The following is a 23,473-nucleotide window of genomic DNA, read 5'->3' as shown; positions in this document are numbered from 1 at the left end:
CATGCTGGCCTATATTCTGCGAAGGCTGCTGCTGATCATTCCGACCCTGTTCGGGATCCTGATCATCAACTTCATCATCATCCAGGCCGCGCCCGGCGGGCCTGTCGAGCAGATGATCGCCAAGATCGAAGGCTTCGACGGTGCAACCAGCCGCATTGCCGGCGGTGGCGCGGAGGTTTCGGTAGCGGGTTCGAACTACCGGGGCGCGCAGGGTCTGGATCCGGCGCTGGTCAAGGAAATCGAGCGCATGTACGGCTTCGACAAGTCCGCGCCGGAACGCCTGTGGATCATGATCAAGAACTACACCACGCTGGATTTCGGTGACAGCTTCTTCAGGGACGCCAAGGTGATCGACCTGATCGTCGAGAAAATGCCGGTGTCCATTTCCCTCGGGCTGTGGAGCACCCTGATCATGTACCTGGTGTCGATCCCGCTGGGCATCGCCAAGGCCACCCGACACGGCAGCCACTTCGACGTCTGGACCAGCTCGGCAATCATCGTCGGCTACGCGATACCGGCCTTCCTGTTCGCGATTCTGTTGATCGTGGTGTTTTCCGGCGGCAGTTACTTCAACTGGTTCCCCTTGCGCGGGCTGACCTCGAACAACTTCGAGGAGCTGAGCACGGCGGGCAAGATTCTCGATTACTTCTGGCATCTGGTGCTGCCGGTCACTGCGCTGGTGATCGGCAACTTCGCGACCATGACCCTGCTGACCAAGAACAGCTTTCTCGACGAGATCAGCAAACAGTACGTCACCACCGCCAAGGCCAAGGGCCTGAGCAATCACAAGGTGCTGTACGGCCATGTGTTCCGCAACGCAATGCTACTGGTGATTGCCGGTTTCCCGGCCGCCTTCATGGGCATCTTCTTCACCGGCTCGCTGCTGGTGGAAGTGATCTTCTCCCTGGACGGTCTGGGCCTGATGAGTTTTGAAGCGGCCATCAACCGCGATTACCCCGTGGTGTTTGGCACGCTGTTCATTTTCACCCTGCTGGGTCTGGTGGTGAAGCTGATTGGCGACATCACTTATACGCTGGTAGACCCGCGCATCGACTTTGAAAGCAGGAAGCATTGATATGAAGCTGTCTCCTCTCAATCGCCGCCGCTTCGAACGTTTCAAGGCCAACAAACGCGGCTGGTGGTCACTGTGGCTGTTCCTGCTGCTGTTCGGCCTGAGCCTGGGCGCCGAACTGATCGCCAACGACAAGCCGCTGGCCGTGCGTTACGACGGCCAATGGTATTTCCCGGTGCTGGAGCGTTATCCGGAAACCACCTTCGGTGGTGAATTCCCGCTGGAAGCCAACTACAAGAGCCCCTACATCAAGGAGCTGCTGGCGGCCAAGGACGGCTGGACCCTGTGGGCGCCGATCCCGTTCAGCTACCAGAGCATCAACTATGACCTGAAAGTCCCCGCTCCCGCCCCGCCGTCGCGGGAGAACCTGCTGGGCACTGACGACCAGGGCCGTGATGTGCTGGCACGGGTAATCTATGGCTTCAGAATCTCGGTGCTGTTTGCCCTGACCCTGACGATTCTCAGCTCAATCATTGGGGTGGTGGCCGGTGCGCTGCAGGGCTTCTATGGCGGCTGGGTCGATCTGCTGGGCCAGCGGTTTCTGGAAGTCTGGTCCGGGCTGCCGGTGCTGTACCTACTGATCATTCTGGCCAGTTTCGTGCAGCCCAACTTCTGGTGGCTGCTGGGTATCATGCTGCTGTTCTCCTGGATGGGTCTGGTGGACGTGGTGCGTGCAGAGTTCCTGCGGGGCCGCAACCTGGAATACGTGCGTGCCGCCCGCGCACTGGGCATGGAGAACGGCGCGATCATGTTCCGCCACATCCTGCCCAACGCCATGGTATCGACCATGACCTTCATGCCGTTCATTCTCACGGGTGCGATCGGCACCCTGACAGCACTGGACTTCCTGGGCTTCGGCCTGCCTGCCGGATCGCCTTCGCTGGGCGAACTGGTCGCGCAGGGCAAATCCAACCTGCAGGCCCCCTGGCTGGGGATCAGCGCTTTTGCGGTGCTGGCCCTGATGCTGAGCCTGCTGGTGTTCATCGGCGAATCCGCCCGCGATGCTTTCGACCCAAGGAAATAAGATGAACAATGACAATCTGATCGAAATCCGCGATCTGGCGGTCGAGTTCGTAACGGGCGACTCGCGGCAACGGGTGGTCGAGAACATCAGTTTCGATATCCGTCGCGGCGAAACCCTTGCCCTGGTCGGTGAAAGTGGCTCGGGCAAATCCGTGACTGCGCACTCGATCCTGCGTCTGCTGCCCTACCCCATCGCCAGCCATCCCAGCGGCACCATCCGTTATGCGGGCGACGACCTGCTGAAGGTCGAAGAGAAAAAACTGCGTTCGATCCGTGGCAACCGCATCGCCATGATTTTCCAGGAGCCGATGACCTCGTTGAACCCGCTGCATTCAGTGGAAAAGCAGATCAACGAAGTCTTGGGCCTGCACAAGGGCCTTACCGGCAAGGCGGCCACTGAGCGTACGCTGGAGCTGCTGGATCTGGTTGGCATACCAGAGCCGCGCAAACGCCTCAAAGCGCTTCCACACGAGCTATCAGGCGGCCAGCGCCAGCGTGTCATGATCGCCATGGCCCTGGCCAACGAACCTGAGCTGCTGATTGCCGACGAGCCGACCACCGCGCTTGATGTGACCGTGCAGCTGAAAATCCTCGAATTGCTCAAGCATTTGCAGGCGCGGCTGGGCATGGCGCTGCTGCTGATCAGCCACGATTTGAACGTTGTGAGGCAAATAGCCAACCGAGTATGTGTCATGCAGTGCGGTTGCATCGTCGAACAGGCATCGTGCGAAGAGCTGTTCCGTTCACCGCAACACCCGTACACCAAAGTATTGCTCAGCGCAGAGCCCAGCGGCGGTCCTTCAACCAACCCCGCAGGTGCTCCGCTGCTCGAGGTCGAAGACCTGAAAGTCTGGTTTCCGATCAAGAAAGGCCTGCTAAAGCGCACCGTCGATCACGTCAAGGCGGTCGACGGTATCCGCTTCAGCCTGCCGGAAGGGCAAACACTGGGGATCGTGGGTGAAAGCGGATCGGGCAAATCGACGCTGGGCCTGGCGATTCTCAGGCTCATCGGTAGCGAAGGCACCATACGTTTCAGGGGCAAACCGCTAGACTCCCTGTCGCAGCAACAGGTCCGTCCGTTGCGCAGACAGATGCAGGTGGTGTTCCAGGACCCGTTTGGCAGCCTGAGCCCGCGCATGTCGGTGAGTGATATCGTTGGCGAAGGCCTGCGCATTCACAACATGGGGACAGCCGCCGAGCAGGAAACGGCGATCATCGAAGCACTCAGGGAAGTAGGTCTGGATCCGGAAACCCGGCACCGCTACCCTCACGAGTTCTCTGGTGGTCAGCGACAGAGGATTGCCATTGCCCGAGCCCTGGTGCTCAAGCCGGCACTGATACTGCTGGACGAGCCGACTTCGGCGCTCGACCGGACAGTGCAGCGCCAGGTGGTCGAGCTGCTTCGCTCGCTGCAAACCAAGTACAACCTGACGTATTTGTTCATCAGCCATGACCTGGCTGTCGTCAAAGCGCTGAGCCACCAACTGATGGTGGTCAAGCAAGGCCAAGTGGTCGAACAGGGTGCGGCGCAGGCTGTTTTTGCCGCACCGCAACATCCTTACACACAGCAGCTTCTGGAAGCCGCCTTTTTGGCACCAGTCGCTGTCGATTAACCTGAAGAGGAACAACACATGGGTTTTCTCGCCGGTAAGCGCGTCCTGATCGTCGGTGTCGCCAGTAAACTGTCCATCGCATCCGGCATCGCTGCCGCCATGCATCGTGAAGGTGCAGAGCTTGCTTTCACCTACCAGAACGACAAACTCAAGGGTCGTGTCGAAGAGTTCGCCGCAGGCTGGGGCTCGGGCCCTGAACTGTGCTTCCCTTGCGACGTGGCCAGCGACGAAGAGATCAACAAGGTCTTCGAAGAGCTGAGCAAGAAGTGGGACGGCCTGGACGTGATCGTGCACTCGGTAGGTTTCGCGCCGGGCGACCAGCTCGATGGCGACTTCACCGAAGCCACCACCCGTGATGGCTTCCGCATCGCTCACGACATCAGCGCCTACAGCTTCGTGGCACTGGCCAAGGCCGGCCGCGAAATGATGAAAGGCCGCAATGGCAGCCTGCTGACCCTGTCGTACCTGGGCGCAGAGCGCACCATGCCTAACTACAACGTGATGGGCATGGCCAAGGCGAGTCTGGAAGCCGGTGTTCGTTACCTGGCTGGCAGCCTCGGTCCTGAAGGCACGCGCGTCAACGCGGTTTCGGCAGGTCCGATCCGTACGCTGGCAGCGTCGGGCATCAAGAACTTCCGCAAGATGCTGGCCGCCAACGAAGCGCAGACCCCTCTGCGTCGCAACGTGACCATCGACGAAGTCGGCAACGCAGGCGCGTTCCTGTGCTCCGATCTGGCCTCGGGCATCAGCGGTGAGATCATGTACGTCGACGGCGGCTTCAACACCACCGCGATGGGCAACATCGAAGAGTGACGGGCGGGTGCCGCTCATTGCGAGCGGCACTTTCCGGGACACAAAAAGAAGGCCGCTCAGTGAGCGGCCTTCTTTTTTGGCTTCTGCAAAGGGTCAGGTCGTTTCCGACCTGACCCTGCATGACACCGGACTTAGAACTTCTCGATCTTCGCCTTGCTTTCCAGCTGGGCACGGAACGCTGCGAAATCCTGCTGACCGGCACGCGATGCGAGGAAGCGGCGGTATTGCGCCTTTTCCGCGTCAGTCGGTGCAGCCGCCTGATTCACACCATTGAGACGCACGATCACAAAGCTGCCATCGGCTGCGGTCTGGCTGGTGTATTCCGGCTTGTCCTTGCCAGTCGGCTTGGGCATGCGGAACAGCGCCTGCAGCACAGCAGGATCGACACCTTCCTGACTGCGAGTGACCGCTTCCATGACTTTCCACTCATGGCCTTCCTGCTTGGCTGCCAGCGGGATCTTGCCGTCACGCAGACCGGCCAGCAGAGCCTCGCCCTTGGCCTTGGCCGCAGCACTTGCGTGCTCCTTGACCAACTGGGCACGAATGGCACTGGCGACGCTTTCAAGCGGCAGTTGCTGTGGTTGCAGGTGCTCTTTGGCACGCACGACCACTACGGTTTCCGGGTCCAGTTCCAGCGTGTTGCTGTTGGAACCTTCTTCCAGGACTTCCGGGCTGAACGCAGCCTGGATGACCGCACGGTTGGCCGTCAGACCTTCGCCGCCTTCACGACCGAATGGTGCGGTAGTCTGAACCTTGAGGCCCAGATCCTGAGCCGGCTGGGTCAGGTCAGACGATTCGAACGCCGAATCTTCCAGTTGCTTGGTCACTTCGACGAACTTCTGCTCGACCTGCTGCGACTTGAGGTCGTTGGTCAGCTTGTCTTTCAGGCTCGCGAAGGTCGGCACCGAAGGCGCTTCAACACCCAGCAGCTTGATCAGGTGCCAGCCGAAGTCGGTACGCACAGGTTGCGAAACCTGGTCCTTGTTCAAGCCGTACAGTGCGTCCTCGAATGCAGGGTCGTAAACGCCCTTGCCTGCATAGCCCAGATCACCACCCTTGCTCGACGAACCCGGGTCCTGCGAGAACTCCTTGGCCAGCGCGGCAAAGTCCTCACCCTTGGCCAGACGCTGCTGAATTTCTTCAATCTTCGCCTTGGCCTGCTCATCGCTGAGCTTGTCGTTCACTTCGATCAGGATGTGCGCAGCACGACGCTGCTCGGCGAGGTTGGCAATCTCTTTCTGATAGGCCGCCTGCAAGTCTTCATCCTTGACCTGCACCTTGTCGAAGAAGGCAGACTTCTTCAACTCGATGTAGTCGAGCACGACCTGCTCGGGACTCATGAACTCTTTGGCGTGCTCGTCGTAGTGAGCCTTGACCTCGTCGTCGGTGACTTTGACTGCCGAAGGATCGGCCGGCAGGGTCAACGAAGCGAAATCACGGGTCTGTTTTTCCAGACGGGCAAAGGCATCGACCTGAGCGTCGGTCACAAACGCACTGCCTGCGACACCGGCACGGACCTGACCGATGAGCATTTCCTGACCCAGCATCTGGCGGAATTGCATGCGGCTGTAGCCCAGCTGACGAATCACCTGATCGAAACGGTCTGCGCTGAATTTGCCATCAACCTGAAATTCAGGCGTCTGCAAAAGCTGTTGATCCAGTGCCGCATCGGAAAAGGAGAATTTGGAGTCGGCCGCGCCCTGCAGCAGCAGCTTGCGGTCGATCAGCCCTTTGAGAGCGGACTCGCGCAGCAGCTTCTCGTCCAGCATTGCAGGATCGAAATCCTTGCCCAGCTGTTGAGAGAGTTGCTGGGCCAACTGACGGCGTTGCATGTCCACGGCCTGGCTCAGCTCGTTCTGAGAGATGTCCTCGCCATTGACCTCGGCAGCGTTCTGCTTGTTGCTGGAAGCGGTAAACATTGCCTCGATGCCGGTGAAGGCCATCAATGCGACGATGATTCCGATGATTGTCTTGGCAATCCAGCCCTGTGAATTGTCCCTGATGTTCTGCAGCATTGCGTCCCCCAAAACGGTTGAACTGACTAACCAACCGCGGAGCGTGGGTAGAAAGCGGATAGAAGAAAGGCGCATCCGAGGATGCGCCTTCTCGTAACTGACGGAGCGGAAGGGCTCGAACCCTTCGGCGTTGCAACCGACTGCACCACCGCTCCGCTACTGGATCAGAACAACACCGATCCAGCGGGCAAAGGCATAAAGAGGCTTAGTTGACAGCTTCTTTCAGGGCTTTACCGGCTTTGAAACCTGGTTTTTTAGCAGCAGCGATTTCCAGCGTCTTGCCAGTCTGAGGATTACGACCGGTGCGCGCAGGACGATCTGTAACGGAGAACGTACCAAAGCCAACCAAAACAACCGAGTCGCCAGCCTTCAGAGCGCCAGTGACGGATTCGATCACTGCGTCCAGCGCACGGCCAGCAGCAGCTTTCGGGATATCAGCAGATGCAGCGATAGCATCAATCAGTTCCGACTTGTTCACTCTAAGTCCCCTTATCTCTATTTTGAGTATGTTTCTAAGTTTTAGGTGTTAAGCAAAACGAGCGCTGGAAGGCCTGCCGGACTTGCTTCAAAGAGCCGCTTTATAACAAGGGCTCTAAAAAGCTGTCAAGGAAGCCTGCCAGACTTAATGCGTGCTAATTCTTTCCTTAGAGTCAGACTCGCGTTTTTCATCCTTTGCAACGAGATCAGGAGCCACATCCGGCAAGGGCTCCGGGGCGTATTGCAGCGCAATTTGCAGGACTTCGTCAATCCATTTAACCGGCTTTATCTGAAGATCCTGTTTGATATTGTCAGGAATTTCCTTCAAATCGCGTATATTTTCTTCAGGAATGATCACGGTCTTGATTCCACCGCGGTGTGCAGCCAGAAGTTTTTCCTTCAGACCACCGATGGCAAGCACCTGACCCCGCAGGGTAATTTCACCGGTCATTGCCACATCGGCACGCACCGGAATCTGGGTCAATGCCGACACCAGCGCCGTGCACATGCCTACACCCGCGCTTGGGCCGTCTTTAGGCGTAGCACCCTCAGGCATGTGGATATGCGTGTCGTGCTTCTCGTGGAAGTCCGCAGAAATGCCCAGGCTGCGAGCACGGCTGCGCACGACGGTCTGGGCTGCCGTGATGGATTCGACCATCACATCACCCAGCGAACCGGTCTTGATCAACTGACCCTTGCCGGGTACGACAGCCGCCTCGATGGTCAACAGCTCACCGCCTACCTGAGTCCAGGCAAGGCCCGTTACCTGACCGATCTGGTCCTGCTGCTCAGCCAGACCGTAGCGGAATTTGCGCACGCCCAGGAAGTGCTCGAGCATGTCGGCAGTGACGTGAACGGCAAAGCGTTTTTCCAGTGCATGCTCTTTGACCGCCTTGCGGCAGACCTTGGCAATCTGGCGTTCCAGCCCGCGCACGCCCGCTTCACGGGTGTAGTAACGGATGATGTCGCGGATCGCTTCCTCGTCGAATTCGATCTCGCCCTTCTTCAGACCGTTGGCCTGAATCTGCTTCGGCGAGAGGTATTTGACGGCGATGTTGATCTTCTCGTCTTCGGTGTAGCCCGGCAAACGAATGACTTCCATTCGGTCCAGCAGCGCTGGCGGAATGTTCATCGAGTTCGAGGTGCACAGGAACATCACGTCCGACAGGTCGTAATCGACCTCAAGGTAGTGGTCGTTGAAGTTGTGGTTCTGCTCGGGGTCCAGAACCTCCAGCAAAGCCGACGCCGGATCGCCACGCATGTCACTGCCCATCTTGTCGATTTCATCGAGCAGGAACAGTGGGTTGCGCACGCCAACCTTCGTCATCTTTTGTATCAATCTTCCCGGCATCGAACCGATATAAGTCCGGCGATGACCACGAATTTCAGCCTCGTCACGCACGCCACCCAGGGCCATGCGCACGAACTTGCGATTGGTTGCGTTGGCAATCGACTCGGCGAGCGAGGTTTTACCCACACCCGGTGGACCTACCAGGCACAACACAGGACCGCGAATCTTCTTCACGCGCTTCTGCACGGCGAGGTACTCAAGGATGCGCTCCTTGACCTCATCCAGACCGTAGTGGTCGGCATCCAGAATGGCTTCGGCACGGGCCAGATCCAGACGCACCTTGCTCTGGGCCTTCCACGGCACCTGAACCAGCCAGTCGATGTAGGAACGCACGACGGTGGCCTCGGCCGACATTGGCGACATCTGCTTCAGCTTGTTCAGCTCGGCAGTGGCCTTGGCCAGCGCATCCTTTGGCAGGCCAGCGGCGTCGATACGCTTTTTCAGCTCTTCGATTTCGTTGTGGCCTTCATCGCCATCGCCCAGTTCTTTCTGAATGGCCTTCATCTGCTCATTCAGGTAGTACTCGCGCTGGCTGCGCTCCATTTGTTTCTTGACGCGACCGCGGATGCGCTTCTCGACCTGCAACAGGTCGATTTCAGCATCCAGCAGCGCCAGCACGTGCTCGACACGGGCCGACAGGTCGATAATCTCGAGGATATCCTGCTTCTGCTCGATCTTGAGCGCCATGTGGGCTGCCATGGTGTCTACCAGACGGCCAGGCTCATCGATGCTGTTGAGCGACGACAGGACTTCTGCAGGGACTTTCTTGCCCAGTTGCACGTACTGCTCGAACTGAGCCAGCAGGCTGCGGACAAAGACTTCGGATTCACGATCCGGGGCGTCTACTTCGTCGATCAGCGCGACTTCGGCGCGGTAATGACCGTCGACCTCGATGAAACGCTCGACAGAACCACGTTGCTCACCCTCGACCAGCACCTTGACGGTGCCATCGGGCAATTTGAGCAACTGCAATACGGTTGCAATGGTGCCGACGCTATAAAGAGCCTGCTCATCAGGATCATCGTCAGCAGGGTTTCTTTGCGCGAGCAACAGGATCTGTTTATCACCCGTCATCGCTGCCTCAAGGGCTTCGATAGACTTCTCGCGCCCCACGAACAGCGGGATAACCATGTGCGGATAAACCACGACATCACGCAATGGCAAAAGAGGCAATTCGATGGTGGTCTTCATGATTTCGCCTCTACAGCGGCCAAACGGCCGGGACAGATGGAATTAGCTTGAAGCCAAGATGGGGGTAGCGTTCGAAAAAAACAAGCCCCATGGGCTGCAGCCCTCTCAGGTTCGCTCTCTTCTACAAGACGAACGGGAGTGCCGGAAATGCAAAAGGGGACCCTGAGGGCCCCCTTTCGTGTCTCTTCACGTGTGACGACAGTGCCGTTACGCGTCAGGAGCGACCTTTGCAGGCGGCTCGCTGTTTTCGTAGATCAGCAGCGGCTTGGACGAGCCATCGATCACGCTTTCGTCGATCACCACCTTGCTCACGTCGCTTTGCGACGGGATCTCGTACATGGTGTCGAGCAACACGCCTTCCAGGATAGAGCGCAGGCCACGGGCACCGGTCTTGCGCTCCAGCGCACGACGGGCAACCGATTTCAGCGCATCGGTGCGGAATTCGAGGTCCACACCTTCCATCTCGAACAGCTTGGCGTACTGCTTGGTCAGCGCGTTCTTCGGCTCGGTGAGAATCTGCATCAACGCAGCCTCATCCAACTCGTCCAGCGTTGCCAGAACCGGCAGACGGCCCACGAATTCAGGGATCAGACCGAACTTGACCAGATCGTCAGGCTCGACTTCACGCAGGGATTCGCCAACCTTCTTGCCCTCTTCCTTGCTGCGGACTTCGGCGTTGAAGCCGATGCCGCCGCGCGTAGAGCGGTTCTGAATGACCTTTTCCAGGCCCGAGAAGGCGCCACCACAGATAAACAGAATGTTGCGCGTGTCCACCTGCAGGAATTCCTGCTGTGGATGCTTGCGGCCACCCTGAGGCGGAACCGAAGCCACCGTACCTTCAATCAGTTTCAGCAAGGCTTGCTGCACGCCTTCACCCGAAACGTCACGCATAATCGAAGGGTTGTCGGATTTGCGCGAAATCTTGTCGATTTCATCGATGTAGACGATACCCATCTGGGCCTTCTCTACGTCGTAATCACATTTCTGCAACAGCTTCTGAATAATGTTTTCCACGTCCTCACCCACATAACCGGCTTCGGTCAGGGTGGTGGCGTCGGCGATGGTGAACGGTACATTGAGCAGACGGGCCAGTGTCTCAGCCAGCAGCGTCTTGCCGGAACCCGTAGGGCCGATCAGCAGGATGTTGCTCTTGCCCAGTTCCACATCGTCATTTTTCTTGTCGCGCTGGTTCAGACGCTTGTAGTGGTTGTACACCGCTACTGCGAGAACCTTTTTGGCACGCTCCTGACCAATCACGTACTGGTCAAGGATGCCGCTGATTTCTTTGGGCGAAGGCAATTTATGCGCGCTGCTTTCGGCCTGTGCTTCCTGCACCTCCTCGCGGATGATGTCATTGCACAGGTCGACGCACTCGTCGCAGATAAAGACCGAGGGGCCGGCAATCAATTTGCGCACTTCATGCTGGCTTTTGCCACAGAAGGAGCAATAGAGCAGTTTGCCGTTGTCCTCGCCGTTGCGGGTGTCAGTCATTCGATCGATCCAAATCCGATAGGCTTGCAACACAAGATGAAGGCTATTGCGGGCTTTTTCAAGTCCGCAGGCGGTCGGTTGCACCGACCCCCTACATTTTGAGGTGCTTAGGCAGGCATTTGACGCTTGTTGATCACCGAGTCGATCAGGCCGTATTCAGCCGCACGCTCTGCGCTCATGAAGTTGTCACGCTCGGTGTCGCGCTCGATGGTCTCAAGGCTCTGGCCGGTGTGATGCGCCAGCAACGAGTTCAGGCGGTGACGAATGTGCAGGATTTCCTTGGCATGGATGTCGATGTCCGACGCCTGGCCCTGGAAACCGCCCAATGGCTGGTGAATCATCATGCGCGAGTTCGGCAGGCAGTGACGCTTGCCCTCGGCACCGCCAGCCAGCAGGAACGCACCCATGCTGCACGCCTGACCGATACAGATGGTCGACACGTCAGGCTTGATGAACTGCATGGTGTCGTAGATCGACATGCCCGCAGTCACCGAACCGCCCGGTGAGTTGATGTAGAGATGGATATCCTTGTCCGGGTTTTCCGCTTCAAGGAAGAGCAGTTGCGCCGCGATAAGGTTGGCCATGTAGTCCTCTACCGGACCAACCATAAAGATCACCCGCTCCTTGAGAAGGCGCGAATAGATGTCATAGGCGCGTTCGCCACGGGCGGACTGCTCGATAACCATCGGGACCAGGCCGCCAGCGGCCTGGATGTCAGAGTTCTGCTGAATATAAGAATTGCGGGACATGTCCTGCATTCACTCCCAAATAGTCGAGTCTTGAATACGCACAAGCCAGCGCGAAGGCTGGCTTGTGGGTGTTTTCGAACGAAAAGAGAAATCAGTCGGCTTTTGGAGCTTCCACCGGCTTGACAGCTTCTTCGTAGGAGACCGATTTGTCGGTCACGCTAGCTTTCTGCAAAACAGTATCTACAACTTGCTCTTCAAGCACAACAGAACGTACTTCGTTCATTTGCTGCTCGTTCTTGTAGTACCAGGCCACAACCTGCTCTGGCTCCTGGTAGGCCGAGGCCATTTCCTGGATCAGATCACGAACGCGGGCATCGTCAGGCTTGAGGTCGAACTGCTTGACCACTTCAGCAACGATCAGACCCAGTTCGACGCGGCGCTTGGCCTGCTCTTCGAACAGCTCGGCCGGCAGCTGGTCAGGCTTGATGTTGCCACCAAACTGCTGAACCGCTTGAACGCGCAGACGGTTGACTTCGTTTTCCAGCAGCGCCTTAGGCACTTCGATCGGGTTGGAGGCCAGCAGACCGTCCATTACCTGATTCTTGACCTTGGATTTGATCGCCTGACGCAGCTCACGCTCCATGTTCTTGCGAACTTCGGCGCGGAAACCGTCGATGCCGGTTTCCTTGATACCGAACTGCTTGAAGAACTCTTCGTTCAGCTCAGGCAGCTTTGGCTCGGAAACGGTGTTGACGGTGACAGTGAACTCGGCAGCCTTACCAGCCAGCTCCAGGTTCTGGTAATCCTCAGGGAAGGTCACGTTCAGAACGCGCTCTTCACCGGCCTTGGCGCCAACCAGACCGTCTTCGAAGCCAGGGATCATGCGGCCGGAACCCAGAACCAGCTGGGTGCCAGTGGCAGAACCGCCAGCGAATGCTTCGCCGTCGACCTTGCCCACGAAATCGATGTTCAGCTGATCTTCGTTCTGAGCGGCACGATCGGTCTCTTCAAAACGAACATTCTGCTTGCGCAGCACTTCCAGCATGTTGTCCAGATCGCTGTCAGCCACGTCGGCAGACAGACGCTCTACAGCGATGCTGTCGAAGCCGGCAACGGTGAATTCCGGGAAGACTTCGAAAGTCGCCACGTACTCCAGATCCTTGCCTTTTTCGAAGGATTTTGGCTCTACAGCAGGTGCGCCAGCCGGGTTGAGCTTCTGCTCAACGACAGCTTCGTAGAAAGTAGCCTGAATCAGATCGCCCAGCGCTTCCTGACGCGCGCCGTCTTCGTAACGCTGGCGGATCACGCTCATAGGCACTTTGCCAGGGCGGAAGCCCGGGATCTTGGCTTTACGTGCGGTCTGCTGCAGACGCTTGTTGACTTCAGTCTCGATGCGTTCGGCAGGCACGCCAATGGTCATGCGGCGCTCAAGAGCGGAAGTATTTTCAACAGAAACTTGCATGGATATTCCTCGTTGCACAGACGTTAGCCGGCCGTTTCCGACCCCAGAATCAAGGGCATGCATTCTAGTGGGTCAAACTCAAGAAGTCACCCTACTGAAAAAGGGCGGTTTAAGAGGAAGGAATCGGACCGCCGACGAGCACGAACCACAAAGGCCTCGCACTGCTGGCGATGCGTCTGGCACGGCCTTCTATATAAGGAAGCCTGTGTACCGGATCACTACCGACTCCATCCGCGTAGCGCGCCTCGCTCGACCGACGGCAGCAGGCCTTCGACCAGCGAAACGGTAAAACCAATACGCTGAAACAAAAAAAGCCGCACTAGGCGGCTTTTTTGTTGCAACCGAAGCGTTTCCACTCAGGCTGTTTGTATCTTGGTGCGGACGGAGAGACTCGAACTCTCACACCTTTCGGCGCTGGAACCTAAATCCAGTGTGTCTACCAATTCCACCACATCCGCGCTACAAGCTTTTAAAGCAAAGGCGCCAGATTATAAATCTGGCGCCTTTCTTAATATGGGGTGGACGAAGGGGATCGAACCCTCGACAACAGGAGTCACAATCCTGTGCTCTACCAACTGAGCTACGCCCACCATATTGCATGTGACCAGTACATCTTACTTGCTGTGCCAAAGCTGCCTTGAATGGCGCACCCGGCAGGACTCGAACCTGCGACCATCCGCTTAGAAGGCGGATGCTCTATCCAGCTGAGCTACGGGCACTTATATAATCTGTATTCTTTTACGATCACAAATTAAAAGGCTTTCAATCACACCGAGCTGATTTGCAACTCTGCCTGACCTAATCAACCAGTGCTAGCTTAACCAGTGCTGGGCTCTGCCCGGCAAGTGCGACGAATCTTATAGACGCCCCCTGAGGTCGTCAACTCTTTTTTGAAAAAAATTCAGTTAGATAAAGGGGTTAGCGGAATATGCTGACCAAGCGTCTTTGCCCTCGCGCCATGTCATGCGAGAATGCGCGCTCATTTTATTTCCTCTCGATGGTTAATCACGCGTCATGACTGCAAAACTAATCGACGGCAAAGCGATCGCCGCCAGCCTGCGCCAGCAGATCGCCAAACGTGTCGCCGAACGTAGCCAGCAAGGCCTGCGTACGCCGGGCCTCGCGGTGATTCTGGTGGGCAGCGACCCCGCCTCCCAGGTGTATGTCTCCCACAAGCGCAAGGACTGTGAAGAAGTCGGCTTCATCTCCCAGGCCTACGACCTGCCCGCAGCCACCACTCAGGTTGCACTGACCGAGCTAATCGATCGCCTCAATGAAGACGCTGCCGTCGACGGCATCCTGCTGCAATTGCCTCTGCCCGAGCATCTGGACGCTTCGCTGTTGCTGGAGCGCATCCGCCCGGACAAGGACGTGGATGGTTTCCACCCTTATAACGTGGGCCGCCTGGCTCAGCGCATTCCCCTGCTGCGCCCATGCACGCCGAAAGGCATCATGACTCTGCTGGAAAGTACCGGCGTTGATCTGTACGGCATGGACGCGGTCGTCGTGGGCGCTTCCAATATCGTCGGTCGTCCGATGGCGATGGAGTTGCTGCTGGGTGGCTGCACCGTCACTGTGACTCACCGTTTCACCAAGGATCTGGCTGGCCATGTCGGCCGCGCCGATCTGGTCGTGGTTGCCGCTGGCAAGCCAGGCCTTGTAAAAGGCGAGTGGATCAAACCTGGCGCCATCGTGATCGATGTCGGCATCAACCGTCAGGCCGATGGCAAGCTGGTCGGCGATGTGGTCTATGAAACCGCCCTGCCCCGCGCTGGCTGGATCACTCCAGTCCCAGGCGGCGTCGGCCCCATGACCCGCGCCTGCCTGCTGGAAAACACGCTGTACGCAGCCGAGACGCTGCACAGCTGATACAGCTTTTCGGCAGCAAAAAAAACGGCACCCGAGGGTGCCGTTTTTTTGTACTTCAAGAACGCTTATTTTTTCCCGGCTTCCCAGCTTTTCAGCAGGTCGGAGTAGGCAATGGTTTCGCCTTTCGGTTTCTCGTTGGCCAGCTTGCGCTGAGGTGCGAGGAACTTGCCGCCGCTGTTCTCGGCCTTGCTGTACCACTCTTCAGCCGTGGTTTCCGGATTCATCTTCGGCGCACAACCGCTGGCATCCTGAACCTTGGAGCGCTCGATGCGCGTCATGATCGCATCCTGATCCTTGGCCAGTCCGTCCAGAGCAGCCTGAGCGGTCTTCTCACCCGTTACAGCTTCAGCCACATGGCTCCACCACAACTGGGCCAGCTTCGGATAGTCCGGAACGTTGGTGCCGGTTGGCGACCACTGCACGCGGGCCGGGCTGCGATAGAACTCGACCAGACCACCCAGCTTGGGTGCCAGCGCAGTCATTTCCTTGGAGTTAATGTCCGATTCGCGAATCGGCGTCAGGCCAACGATGGTTTTCTTCAGCGACACCGACTTGGAGGTCACGAACTGCGCGTAGAGCCAGGCGGCGTTACGCTTTTTCTCTTCGGTGGACTTGAGGAAAGTCCATGAACCCACGTCCTGGTAGCCCAGCTTCATGCCTTCTTTCCAGTACGGGCCCTTGGGCGAAGGTGCCATGCGCCATTTCGGCGTGCCATCGGCGTTCATTACCGGCAGGCCAGGCTTGGTCATGTCGGCAGTGAATGCGGTGTACCAGAAGATCTGCTGCGCAACCTCGCCCTGCGACGGAACAGGTCCCGACTCGGAGAAGGTCATGCCTGCCGCTTGCGGCGGTGCATAGGCTTTCAGCCAGTCGATGTATTTCTGGGTAGCGAAGACCGCTGCCGGACCGTTGGTGTCGCCACCACGGGTGATGCTGGAGCCGACCGGATGACAGGCTTCAACGCGAATACCCCATTCATCCACAGGCAAGCCGTTGGGCAGACCCTTGTCGCCACTGCCGGCCATGGAGAACCAGGCATCGGTGAAGCGCCAGCCCAGCGATGGATCCTTCTTGCCATAATCCATGTGGCCATAGACCCGCTTGCCGTCGATGGTTTTCACGTCTTCGCTGAAGAACTTGGCAATGTCTTCATAGGCCGACCAGTTCACCGGAACGCCCAGCTCGTAACCGTACTTGTCCTTGAACTGCTTTTTCAGGTCTGCGCGATCGAACCAGTCGGCGCGGAACCAGTACAGGTTGGCAAATTGCTGGTCGGGGAGCTGATACAGCTTGCCGTCCGGTGCGGTGGTGAAGGAAGTACCGATGAAGTCCTTCAGGTCCAGCGTAGGAGAAGTGACTTTGGCACCCTCGGCACTGGCCATCAGGTCGGTCAGAGACAGCGCTTTACCGTAACGGAAGTGCGTACCGATCAGGTCAGAGTCGTTGACCCAGCCGTCATAGATGCTTTTGTCAGACTGCATGGCGGTCTGCAGCTTCTCGATGACGTCGCCTTCCTGGAGCAGGTCGTGAGTGACCTTGATCCCGGTAATTTCGGTAAATGCCTTGGCCAGGGTTTTGGATTCATATTCGTGGGTGGTCAGGGTTTCCGACACCACTTTGATGTCCATGCCACGGAACGGCTCGGCAGCCTTGATGAACCACTCAAGCTCTTTCAACTGCTCGGCATCGGAAAGCGTGGTCGGCTTGAATTCGCTGGCCGCCCACTTCTTTGCCGCATCCTCGTACTGATCGGCCCAGGCTGAAACGCTCAACCCACTGAGCATGATCATGGTTGCCAACGTCACGCTATGTTGCAGCTTGTTTTTCTTATTGAACATAGACACCTCAAGAGTTACTTCTTATGTAGTCCCGCTTTTCGAATACCGCCAGCCGTCGTGCGGACAATCACGCCCGCCCGCCTGCTAACCCCAACGCATCACCACCAACAGCCACACCAGAGAGGCCCCCGAAGCGACCCAGATACTCCAGTCGGTCGCGCCGATCACCATCAGATGCAGATAAGCACTGCCCAACAGCCCGATGAACAGCCGGTCGCCACGTGTGGTGGCGATCGGCAGAAACCCGCGACGCTCGATACTGGCCGAGCGCAGCTCCCATACCGTCATTCCCACCAGCAGCAAAGCGATACTGCCGAAGAAGGCCGCGGTGGGCAGTGTCCAGGACATCCACTCCATTTTTCGTCTCCTCAGACACGGCCAAGGGCAAAGCCCTTGACCACGTGGTTGCGAACAAACCAGATCACCAGCATGCCCGGCAGAATGGTCAGCACACCGGCCGCAGCCAGCACGCCCCAATCGATACCAGACGCCGAGACCGTACGTGTCATGACCGCAGCAATCGGCTTGGCATTGACCGAGGTCAGGGTGCGCGCCAGCAGCAGCTCGACCCAGGAAAACATGAAGCAGAAGAACGCCGTGACACCAATCCCCGAGCCAATCAGCGGGATGAAAATCTTGCCGAAGAATTTGGGAAAGCTGTAACCGTCGATGTAGGCGGTTTCATCGATCTCCTTCGGAACACCCGACATGAAGCCTTCCAGAATCCATACCGCCAGCGGCACGTTGAACAGGCAATGCGCCAGAGCCACAGCGATGTGCGTGTCAAACAGACCGATCGACGAATACAGCTGGAAAAACGGCAGCAGAAACACAGCCGGTGGCGCCATGCGGTTGGTCAGCAACCAGAAGAACAGGTGCTTGTCGCCGAGGAAACGATAGCGTGAAAACGCGTAGGCCGCTGGCAACGCGACGCTCAGCGATATCACGGTATTCAGGCACACGTAGTACAGCGAGTTGATGTAGCCGCTGTACCAGCTCTCGTCGGTGAAGATCACCTTGTAGTTGGCCAGGGTGAAATCCTGCGGCCACAGGGTCAGGCCGCCGAGGATCTCGGTATTGGTCTTGAACGACATGTTGACCAGCCAGTAGATCGGCACCAGCAGAAAGAGCAGGTAAATCAACATCGGTATGGCTTTGCGCAGACTCATGACCCGGCCCTCAATTCTTTTCACTGTGGGTCATGGCGGTGTAGAACACCCATGACACCAGCAGAATGATCAGGAAATACACCAGCGAGAAAGCGGCCGCCGGACCCAGGTCGAACTGCCCGAGCGCCATGGTCGTCAGGGTCTGGCTGAGGAAGGTGGTGGAGTTGCCCGGACCGCCGCCGGTGAGCACGAACGGCTCGGTGTAGATCATGAAGCTGTCCATGAACCGCAGCATCACGGCGATCAGCAGCACGCTTTTCATCTTCGGCAATTGAATGTGCCGGAAGATTGCCCAGCTAGACGCCCGGTCGATCCGCGCCGCCTGATAATAGACGTCCGGAATCGCCCGCAAACCTGAGTAGCTCAGCAACGCCACCAGGGATGTCCAGTGCCAGACATCGATGACCAGCACCGTGACCCAGGCATCCGACGCATTGGCCGCGTAGTTGTAGTTGATGTGCAGAATGTTGTTCAGCGTATAACCCAGCAGCCCGATGTCACCACGGCCGAAGATCTGCCAGATGGTGCCGACCACGTTCCAGGGAATCAGCAGCGGGATGGTCATCAGGATCAGGCAGACCGTCGACCAGCGCCCCTTGGTCGGCATGCACAGCGCGACCGCGATGCCCAGCGGGATCTCGATCAGCAGCACACTGCCCGAATAAATGAACTGACGCAGCAGCGAGTCGTGCAGACGCGGGTCCTGCAGGACCTGCCTGAACCAGTCGGTGCCGACAAAGTAACGGCTGGACTGGTCGAAGATGTCCTGCACCGAGTAGTTGACCACGGTCATCATCGGAATGATGGCGCTGAAGGCCACCAGCAGAAACACCGGCAGCACCAGCCACCAGGCCTTGTTGTTCTGGACCTTGTTATTCATGGCAGGTCTCGATCTGGAGTGGGCTCAAGCAGGAAGTCATCGGCGTACACCATCAGCCACTGCGCCGGAAAACTGATCCACGCCTGACCTTGCGGCACCGGCTTGTCTTCGGGCATGCGCACCTTGATCTTCTGCCCGGCCAGCGACAGGGTCAGAATCTTGTAGGTGCCCAGATCCTCGACGTAGACCACCTCGGCGCACATCGCTTCCTCGTACGGACCGTCCCAGACGTGCACGAACTCGGGGCGAATGCCGATTTTCAGACTGGTAAACGAGGTCCGTGCGATCTGTTGCTGCAGCAGGCCGGACAGCGGCACGTGAACGTCGCCAAAACCGACGCCGTCACCCTGTGGCTGCACATCGATGAGGTTCATGCCGGGACTACCGATGAAATAGCCGACAAAGGTGTGCCGGGGCTTCTCGAACAGTTCACGCGGGGTGCCAAACTGGACGATCTGGCCGCCGTACATCACCGCGATCTTGTCGGCGAAGGTCGAGGCCTCCAACTGGTCGTGGGTGACGTAGACCATGGTGATGTTGAACTGCTCGTGAATCTGCTTGAGCTTGCGGCGCAGCTTCCACTTCAGGTGCGGGTCGATGACCGTCAGCGGCTCGTCGAACAGAATGGCTGAAACGTCATCACGCACCAGCCCGCGCCCCATGGACACTTTCTGCTTTTCATCCGCCGTCAGGTTGCGCGCCTTCTTTTTCAGCAATGGCTGCAGATCCAGCACTTCGGCGATTTCATTGACCTTGGCGAGAATGCGCGCCTTGTCCATACCCTGGTTGCGCAATGGAAAGGCCAGGTTATCGAACACGGTCATGGTGTCGTAGATCACCGGAAACTGGAAAACCTGAGCGATGTTGCGGTGCTCGGGCGGCAGCTCGTTGACCACTTTGGAGTCGAACAGCACCTGCCCCTGCGACGGGCTCAGCAGGCCGGAAATAATGTTGAGCAAGGTCGACTTGCCGCAGCCGGAAGGCCCGAGCAGCGCATACGCCCCGCCCTGTTCCCAGATATGGCTCATTTCGCGAATCGCGTAGTCGTCAGGCCCGGGGTTGGTGCTGTAACTGTGCGCCAGGTTCTGCAATCGGATCTCGGCCATCAGGCAACCCTCGACATGCGCAGGCCCGGCGCCTGGATAAGGCCGCCCTGCTGATCGAACACGAAAAGTTTGTGGGTCGGGATGTACACCCGGATCGGCGCATCGACGTCGTAGGCGTGAACGCCCGGCAGATGCAGCACCAGCGAGAACAACTCGTTGCGCACGTGCAGGAAGGTTTCCGAGCCGCTGATTTCGGCCAGCTCCACGGTCACGGCCAGCTCGAGGTCATCGTCGTTGGACGGCACCAGACTGAGGTGGCTGGGCCGCACGCCAAAGCGGTACTCACCATCACCGATGGCGCGCAGGTCGACGTTGAGCGGGAAATGCACGAAGTTGGCGAAGCTCACCTCGTTACCATCGATGCGCCCCGGCATGAGGTTGATCGGCGGTTCCGAGAACAGCTCGGCAGCCAGCACGGTGGCGGGCTTGTGATAGACCTCAGGGGTCTTGCCGCTCTGCACCACCCGACCTTCATGCAGGATGGTGGTCGTACCGCCCAGCGCCAGCGCTTCGTTGGGTTCTGTGGTGGCGTAGATGGCGATGGTATGGCGAGCGGCGAACAGTTCGCGCATCTCCTGACGCAGCTCTTCGCGCAGCTTGTAGTCGAGGTTGACCAGCGGCTCGTCGAACAGGATCAGTTCGGCATCCTTGACCAGCGCCCGGGCCATCGCGGTGCGCTGCTGCTGGCCGCCGGACAGTTCAAGAGGATGGCGCTGCAGAAACTTCTCGATGCGCAGCATTTTCGCGGTTTCGTGGACGCGGCTGTGGATAACGTCCTTGGACATGCCCGCCTGACGCAGCGGCGAGGCGATGTTTTCGAATACCGTCATGCTCGGGTAATTGATGAACTGCTGGTAAACCATCGAGACGTTGCGCAGGCGAACCGGACGATGGGTGACATCGACCCCGTTCATCAGCACTCGCCCGCTGTCGGGTTTATCCAGCCCGGCCATCAGGCGCATCAGACTGGTTTTGCCTGACAGGGTTCGCCCCAGCAGAACGTTGAAGGATCCTGGCTCAAAGCTCAGGGACGCGTCGTCGATCCATATTTGGCCATCGACTGCGCGACTGACGTGCTCCAGCGTGAGAGACATGGCGTGCCCTTTGTTGTTTTTTTAAGGGTAATGCGTGACTGGTGTGCAGATAGCGACATTCGTGCCAGGTCTGGCAAAACCGCGCCAAGGCCCGTCCCAGAGCATTCGCCCGGTTTCATTGGGCGAAAGCCGCTTCGCAGCTGAACAAAAATGAACAGTAAACGCTGAACAACTGAACAAAATGAACGTTGACTTTGAACACATCTGAACGACACTGGATGGACGTTGCACGCCAGGATGGACACGCGACGAAACCTGAAAATAAAAACAACACGTCATCCTTGCAGGTTTTGCCATGGCTCAATCCAGCACTTCGCTTGCGCACGACATCATCATTCGCGATTCATGGACCCGTTGCCGGGACTTCGGTCTCAGCCATCAGACGCGTCCGTCGTTCGGCCAGTTGCCCGGGTCGGAAGTCTCACAGCTGCTGGAGCGCCACAACGCGCTGGTGCAGACGACCCATCAGGAAGTACTGCCGGTCTACGAAAATATCCTGAGCAACTCCAATTGCCTGATTCTGCTGGCCGATCCCCAAGGCCAGTTGCTGAAGTCATGGGGCACTCAGCGGTTTGGCGACTCATCGCATCAGGGATTTCTGGCGGGCGCCAGCTGGAGTGAACGAGGCACCGGCACCAACGCCATCGGCACCGCGCTGGCCTGTGAACAGGCCATCCATATCGAGCCTGACGAGCATTTCCTCAAGGCCAACCGCTTCATGACTGGCTCGGCCTCGCCGATCTTCGACGCTGACCGGCGCATCATTGCGGTACTGGATGTGTCCAGTGACAGCTTCCTGCCGCCCTCCCACACCCTGGGCATGGTCAAGATGATGAGCCAGTCGGTGGAAAACCGGCTGATCCTCGACCAGTTTCGCGACACGCATTTCCAGCTGATCTTCAATACAGGCCTGAACAACCTCGACAGCCAGTGGGCCGGACTGCTGATTTTCGACGAGAGCGGCCAGATTCTCTGCGCAAATCGCCGCGCCGACACGCTGCTGGGTGTCAGGCTCGCCGGCGTCAGCATCGAGACGCTGTTCAAATGCCCGATCCTGCAACTGCTCAGCGAGCCCGAAGCCCGGCCTTTTGCGCTGCAGGCGTTCGGCAATAACCGCTTCCAGTGCCTGATCAAACGCCCGAGACGCAAGCCATTGCAACTGCATGCGGTTACGGCAGCCACTCCTGTTCCGATTGTCGCCCGAAGCCTGGATCTGCAAGCCATCAGCCTGGGCGATGCCCGCGTCGAGAAGGCTGTTATCCAGGCACAGCGCCTGCTGGAAAAGGATATTCCGTTGTTGATCCATGGCGAGACCGGGGTCGGCAAGGAAGTGTTCGTCAAGGCGCTGCATCAGGCCAGCTCGCGGGCCAGTCAGCCGCTGATCGCGGTCAATTGCGCGGCGATTCCGGCCGATCTGGTGGAAGCTGAGCTGTTCGGCTACGCCAAGGGCGCGTTCACGGGTGCCAGCCAGAAAGGCAGCATCGGGCTGATTCGCAAGGCCGACAAGGGCACACTGTTTCTGGACGAAATCGGTGACATGCCGATGTCGGTGCAGGCGCGTCTGCTGCGGGTCCTTCAGGAGCGTTGCGTTCAGCCGCTGGGGGGTGGCGAGTTGTATCCGGTGGATATCCGTCTGGTATCAGCCACCAACCGCACGTTGCGCGATCAGGTGCAGGCCGGGCATTTTCGTCAGGACCTCTATTACCGGATCAGCGGCCTGAACATCGAACTGCCGCCGCTGCGCGAAAGAACCGACAAGCACGCACTGGTGCAACGCATCTGGGAACGGCATCGGGACCCGCACCAGCGGGCCGGTTTTTCACGGGAAGTGCTTGAGCTGTTCGAGCATCACCCATGGCCGGGCAATATCCGCCAGCTCAACAGCGTGATTCAGGTGGCGCTGGCATTGGCCGACGATCAGCCGATCACCACCGATCATTTGCCGGAAGACTTCTTTCTGGATGCAGGATTGGGTGAGCAGCGTAGTGACCTACAGATAGCCGGGGTTATGCCGGATCGCCTGCAAAACACCGACGACCTGAACGATCTGCTTCAGGCGGCCGGAGGGAATATTTCGCAGCTGGCGAAGCGACTCGGGGTGAGTCGCAACACCTTGTACAAGCGGTTGCGGGAACAGCAAGGCGGCGAAACCTGATCGATGTCAGGTAGTGCCCGCCTCGACGCTGATCGTGCCCATCGCTCCGCGTGGGCATGCATCCCGTGACGCTCGGCGTCACAAATGGCACAGACTGAGGATTCAGTGTGCCGAGCGCATGACGTGAAAAACACTGGAGCTTGGGCACACATCTGCGCCACATTC

18 protein-coding genes and 3 tRNA genes are annotated in these 23,473 nt (G+C 58.3%); 6 read left to right on the top strand and 15 right to left on the bottom strand.

Going from position 1 to position 23,473, the window contains the following annotated elements; genetic code table 11:
- The first annotated feature begins 1 nt into the window (after window position 1).
- Genes AO065_RS24960 through fabI form a run of 4 tightly spaced genes read left to right on the top strand, consistent with a single transcriptional unit; the run spans window position 2 to window position 4,521 of the window.
- Complete coding sequence (locus AO065_RS24960; RefSeq protein WP_004883916.1) at window positions 2-1,075, top strand: microcin C ABC transporter permease YejB; 1,074 nt, start codon at window positions 2-4, stop codon at window positions 1,073-1,075.
- A 1-nt stretch (window position 1,076) separates the two neighbouring features.
- Window positions 1,077-2,096, top strand: a complete 1,020-nt coding sequence (locus AO065_RS24955) for an ABC transporter permease (RefSeq protein WP_004883914.1) — start codon at window positions 1,077-1,079, stop codon at window positions 2,094-2,096.
- Window position 2,097: 1 nt separating this feature from the next.
- Window positions 2,098-3,708 (top strand): ABC transporter ATP-binding protein, encoded by a 1,611-nt coding sequence (locus AO065_RS24950; protein WP_004883912.1) that lies wholly within the window; start codon window positions 2,098-2,100, stop codon window positions 3,706-3,708.
- Window positions 3,709-3,726: 18 nt separating this feature from the next.
- Window positions 3,727-4,521, top strand: coding sequence for an enoyl-ACP reductase FabI (gene fabI / locus AO065_RS24945; RefSeq protein ID WP_004883910.1), 795 nt, complete (start codon window positions 3,727-3,729; stop codon window positions 4,519-4,521).
- Between the two features lie 131 nt (window positions 4,522-4,652).
- On the opposite strand, the gene AO065_RS24940 is transcribed toward fabI, so the two are convergent.
- From AO065_RS24940 to AO065_RS24900, 9 genes are all read right to left on the bottom strand, one after another.
- Window positions 4,653-6,536: a SurA N-terminal domain-containing protein gene (locus tag AO065_RS24940; RefSeq protein ID WP_004883909.1), complete on the bottom strand. Its 1,884-nt coding sequence runs from the start codon at window positions 6,534-6,536 to the stop codon at window positions 4,653-4,655.
- Window positions 6,537-6,741: 205 nt separating this feature from the next.
- Window positions 6,742-7,014, bottom strand: coding sequence for an HU family DNA-binding protein (locus AO065_RS24935; protein ID WP_004883906.1), 273 nt, complete (start codon window positions 7,012-7,014; stop codon window positions 6,742-6,744).
- A 144-nt stretch (window positions 7,015-7,158) separates the two neighbouring features.
- Window positions 7,159-9,555, bottom strand: coding sequence for an endopeptidase La (gene lon / locus AO065_RS24930; protein WP_004883905.1), 2,397 nt, complete (start codon window positions 9,553-9,555; stop codon window positions 7,159-7,161).
- Between the two features lie 207 nt (window positions 9,556-9,762).
- A complete protein-coding gene (gene clpX, locus AO065_RS24925; protein ID WP_004883904.1) occupies window positions 9,763-11,046 on the bottom strand; it encodes an ATP-dependent Clp protease ATP-binding subunit ClpX in 1,284 nt (427 codons plus the stop codon).
- Window positions 11,047-11,153: 107 nt separating this feature from the next.
- Window positions 11,154-11,795 (bottom strand): ATP-dependent Clp endopeptidase proteolytic subunit ClpP, encoded by a 642-nt coding sequence (gene clpP / locus AO065_RS24920; RefSeq protein WP_002552734.1) that lies wholly within the window; start codon window positions 11,793-11,795, stop codon window positions 11,154-11,156.
- Window positions 11,796-11,886: 91 nt separating this feature from the next.
- On the bottom strand, window positions 11,887-13,197 hold the full coding sequence (gene tig, locus AO065_RS24915) for a trigger factor (protein ID WP_004883903.1): 1,311 nt from the start codon (window positions 13,195-13,197) through the stop codon (window positions 11,887-11,889).
- A 373-nt stretch (window positions 13,198-13,570) separates the two neighbouring features.
- Window positions 13,571-13,655, bottom strand: a tRNA-Leu gene (locus AO065_RS24910).
- Between the two features lie 56 nt (window positions 13,656-13,711).
- Window positions 13,712-13,787: transfer RNA gene (locus AO065_RS24905), tRNA-His, on the bottom strand.
- A gap of 52 nt (window positions 13,788-13,839) precedes the next feature.
- A tRNA-Arg gene (locus tag AO065_RS24900) sits at window positions 13,840-13,916 on the bottom strand.
- A 295-nt stretch (window positions 13,917-14,211) separates the two neighbouring features.
- On the opposite strand from AO065_RS24900, the gene folD reads away from it, so the two are divergent.
- Entirely contained in the window at window positions 14,212-15,066 is an 855-nt protein-coding gene (gene folD / locus AO065_RS24895; protein WP_004883900.1) for a bifunctional methylenetetrahydrofolate dehydrogenase/methenyltetrahydrofolate cyclohydrolase FolD, read from the top strand.
- Between the two features lie 65 nt (window positions 15,067-15,131).
- On the opposite strand, the gene AO065_RS24890 is transcribed toward folD, so the two are convergent.
- The 6 genes from AO065_RS24890 to AO065_RS24865 form a co-directional block, all read right to left on the bottom strand.
- Complete coding sequence (locus AO065_RS24890) at window positions 15,132-16,904, bottom strand: ABC transporter substrate-binding protein (RefSeq protein WP_004883899.1); 1,773 nt, start codon at window positions 16,902-16,904, stop codon at window positions 15,132-15,134.
- 84 nt (window positions 16,905-16,988) lie between these two features.
- Window positions 16,989-17,261, bottom strand: coding sequence for a DUF2160 domain-containing protein (locus tag AO065_RS24885; RefSeq protein ID WP_004883898.1), 273 nt, complete (start codon window positions 17,259-17,261; stop codon window positions 16,989-16,991).
- Between the two features lie 11 nt (window positions 17,262-17,272).
- Window positions 17,273-18,073 carry a carbohydrate ABC transporter permease gene (locus AO065_RS24880; protein ID WP_004883897.1) on the bottom strand — a complete coding sequence of 267 codons (801 nt, stop codon included), beginning with the start codon at window positions 18,071-18,073 and terminating at the stop codon, window positions 17,273-17,275.
- Between the two features lie 10 nt (window positions 18,074-18,083).
- Window positions 18,084-18,953 carry a carbohydrate ABC transporter permease gene (locus tag AO065_RS24875; protein ID WP_004883896.1) on the bottom strand — a complete coding sequence of 290 codons (870 nt, stop codon included), beginning with the start codon at window positions 18,951-18,953 and terminating at the stop codon, window positions 18,084-18,086.
- Complete coding sequence (locus AO065_RS24870; protein ID WP_004883895.1) at window positions 18,950-20,059, bottom strand: ABC transporter ATP-binding protein; 1,110 nt, start codon at window positions 20,057-20,059, stop codon at window positions 18,950-18,952. Before AO065_RS24870 ends, AO065_RS24875 begins: the two co-directional genes overlap by 4 nt.
- Complete coding sequence (locus AO065_RS24865; protein ID WP_004883892.1) at window positions 20,059-21,153, bottom strand: ABC transporter ATP-binding protein; 1,095 nt, start codon at window positions 21,151-21,153, stop codon at window positions 20,059-20,061. The genes AO065_RS24870 and AO065_RS24865 overlap by 1 nt, the downstream gene beginning before the upstream one ends.
- Window positions 21,154-21,448: 295 nt before the next feature.
- On the opposite strand from AO065_RS24865, the gene AO065_RS24860 reads away from it, so the two are divergent.
- Entirely contained in the window at window positions 21,449-23,308 is a 1,860-nt protein-coding gene (locus tag AO065_RS24860; RefSeq protein WP_004883890.1) for a sigma-54-dependent Fis family transcriptional regulator, read from the top strand.
- Window positions 23,309-23,473: the final 165 nt, after the last annotated feature.

The sequence above is a fragment of the Pseudomonas viridiflava genome (genome assembly GCF_001642795.1).
Classification (GTDB): Bacteria; Pseudomonadota; Gammaproteobacteria; order Pseudomonadales; family Pseudomonadaceae; genus Aquipseudomonas; species Aquipseudomonas viridiflava.
Note: the sequence above shows the minus strand (reverse complement) of the source record. Positions and strands in the feature narration are given on the sequence as shown.

Coding starts and splice junctions, on each gene's coding strand:
- clpP (WP_002552734.1), bottom strand. CDS start 11,795: ATGTCCCGCAATTCTTATATTCAGCAGAACTCTGACATCCAGGCCGCT.
- fabI (WP_004883910.1), top strand. CDS start 3,727: ATGGGTTTTCTCGCCGGTAAGCGCGTCCTGATCGTCGGTGTCGCCAGT.
- AO065_RS24875 (WP_004883896.1), bottom strand. CDS start 18,953: ATGAATAACAAGGTCCAGAACAACAAGGCCTGGTGGCTGGTGCTGCCG.
- AO065_RS24885 (WP_004883898.1), bottom strand. CDS start 17,261: ATGGAGTGGATGTCCTGGACACTGCCCACCGCGGCCTTCTTCGGCAGT.
- AO065_RS24865 (WP_004883892.1), bottom strand. CDS start 21,153: ATGTCTCTCACGCTGGAGCACGTCAGTCGCGCAGTCGATGGCCAAATA.
- AO065_RS24870 (WP_004883895.1), bottom strand. CDS start 20,059: ATGGCCGAGATCCGATTGCAGAACCTGGCGCACAGTTACAGCACCAAC.
- lon (WP_004883905.1), bottom strand. CDS start 9,555: ATGAAGACCACCATCGAATTGCCTCTTTTGCCATTGCGTGATGTCGTG.
- AO065_RS24960 (WP_004883916.1), top strand. CDS start 2: ATGCTGGCCTATATTCTGCGAAGGCTGCTGCTGATCATTCCGACCCTG.
- AO065_RS24890 (WP_004883899.1), bottom strand. CDS start 16,904: ATGTTCAATAAGAAAAACAAGCTGCAACATAGCGTGACGTTGGCAACC.
- AO065_RS24860 (WP_004883890.1), top strand. CDS start 21,449: ATGGCTCAATCCAGCACTTCGCTTGCGCACGACATCATCATTCGCGAT.
- AO065_RS24950 (WP_004883912.1), top strand. CDS start 2,098: ATGAACAATGACAATCTGATCGAAATCCGCGATCTGGCGGTCGAGTTC.
- AO065_RS24880 (WP_004883897.1), bottom strand. CDS start 18,073: ATGAGTCTGCGCAAAGCCATACCGATGTTGATTTACCTGCTCTTTCTG.
- AO065_RS24940 (WP_004883909.1), bottom strand. CDS start 6,536: ATGCTGCAGAACATCAGGGACAATTCACAGGGCTGGATTGCCAAGACA.
- folD (WP_004883900.1), top strand. CDS start 14,212: ATGACTGCAAAACTAATCGACGGCAAAGCGATCGCCGCCAGCCTGCGC.
- clpX (WP_004883904.1), bottom strand. CDS start 11,046: ATGACTGACACCCGCAACGGCGAGGACAACGGCAAACTGCTCTATTGC.
- tig (WP_004883903.1), bottom strand. CDS start 13,197: ATGCAAGTTTCTGTTGAAAATACTTCCGCTCTTGAGCGCCGCATGACC.
- AO065_RS24955 (WP_004883914.1), top strand. CDS start 1,077: ATGAAGCTGTCTCCTCTCAATCGCCGCCGCTTCGAACGTTTCAAGGCC.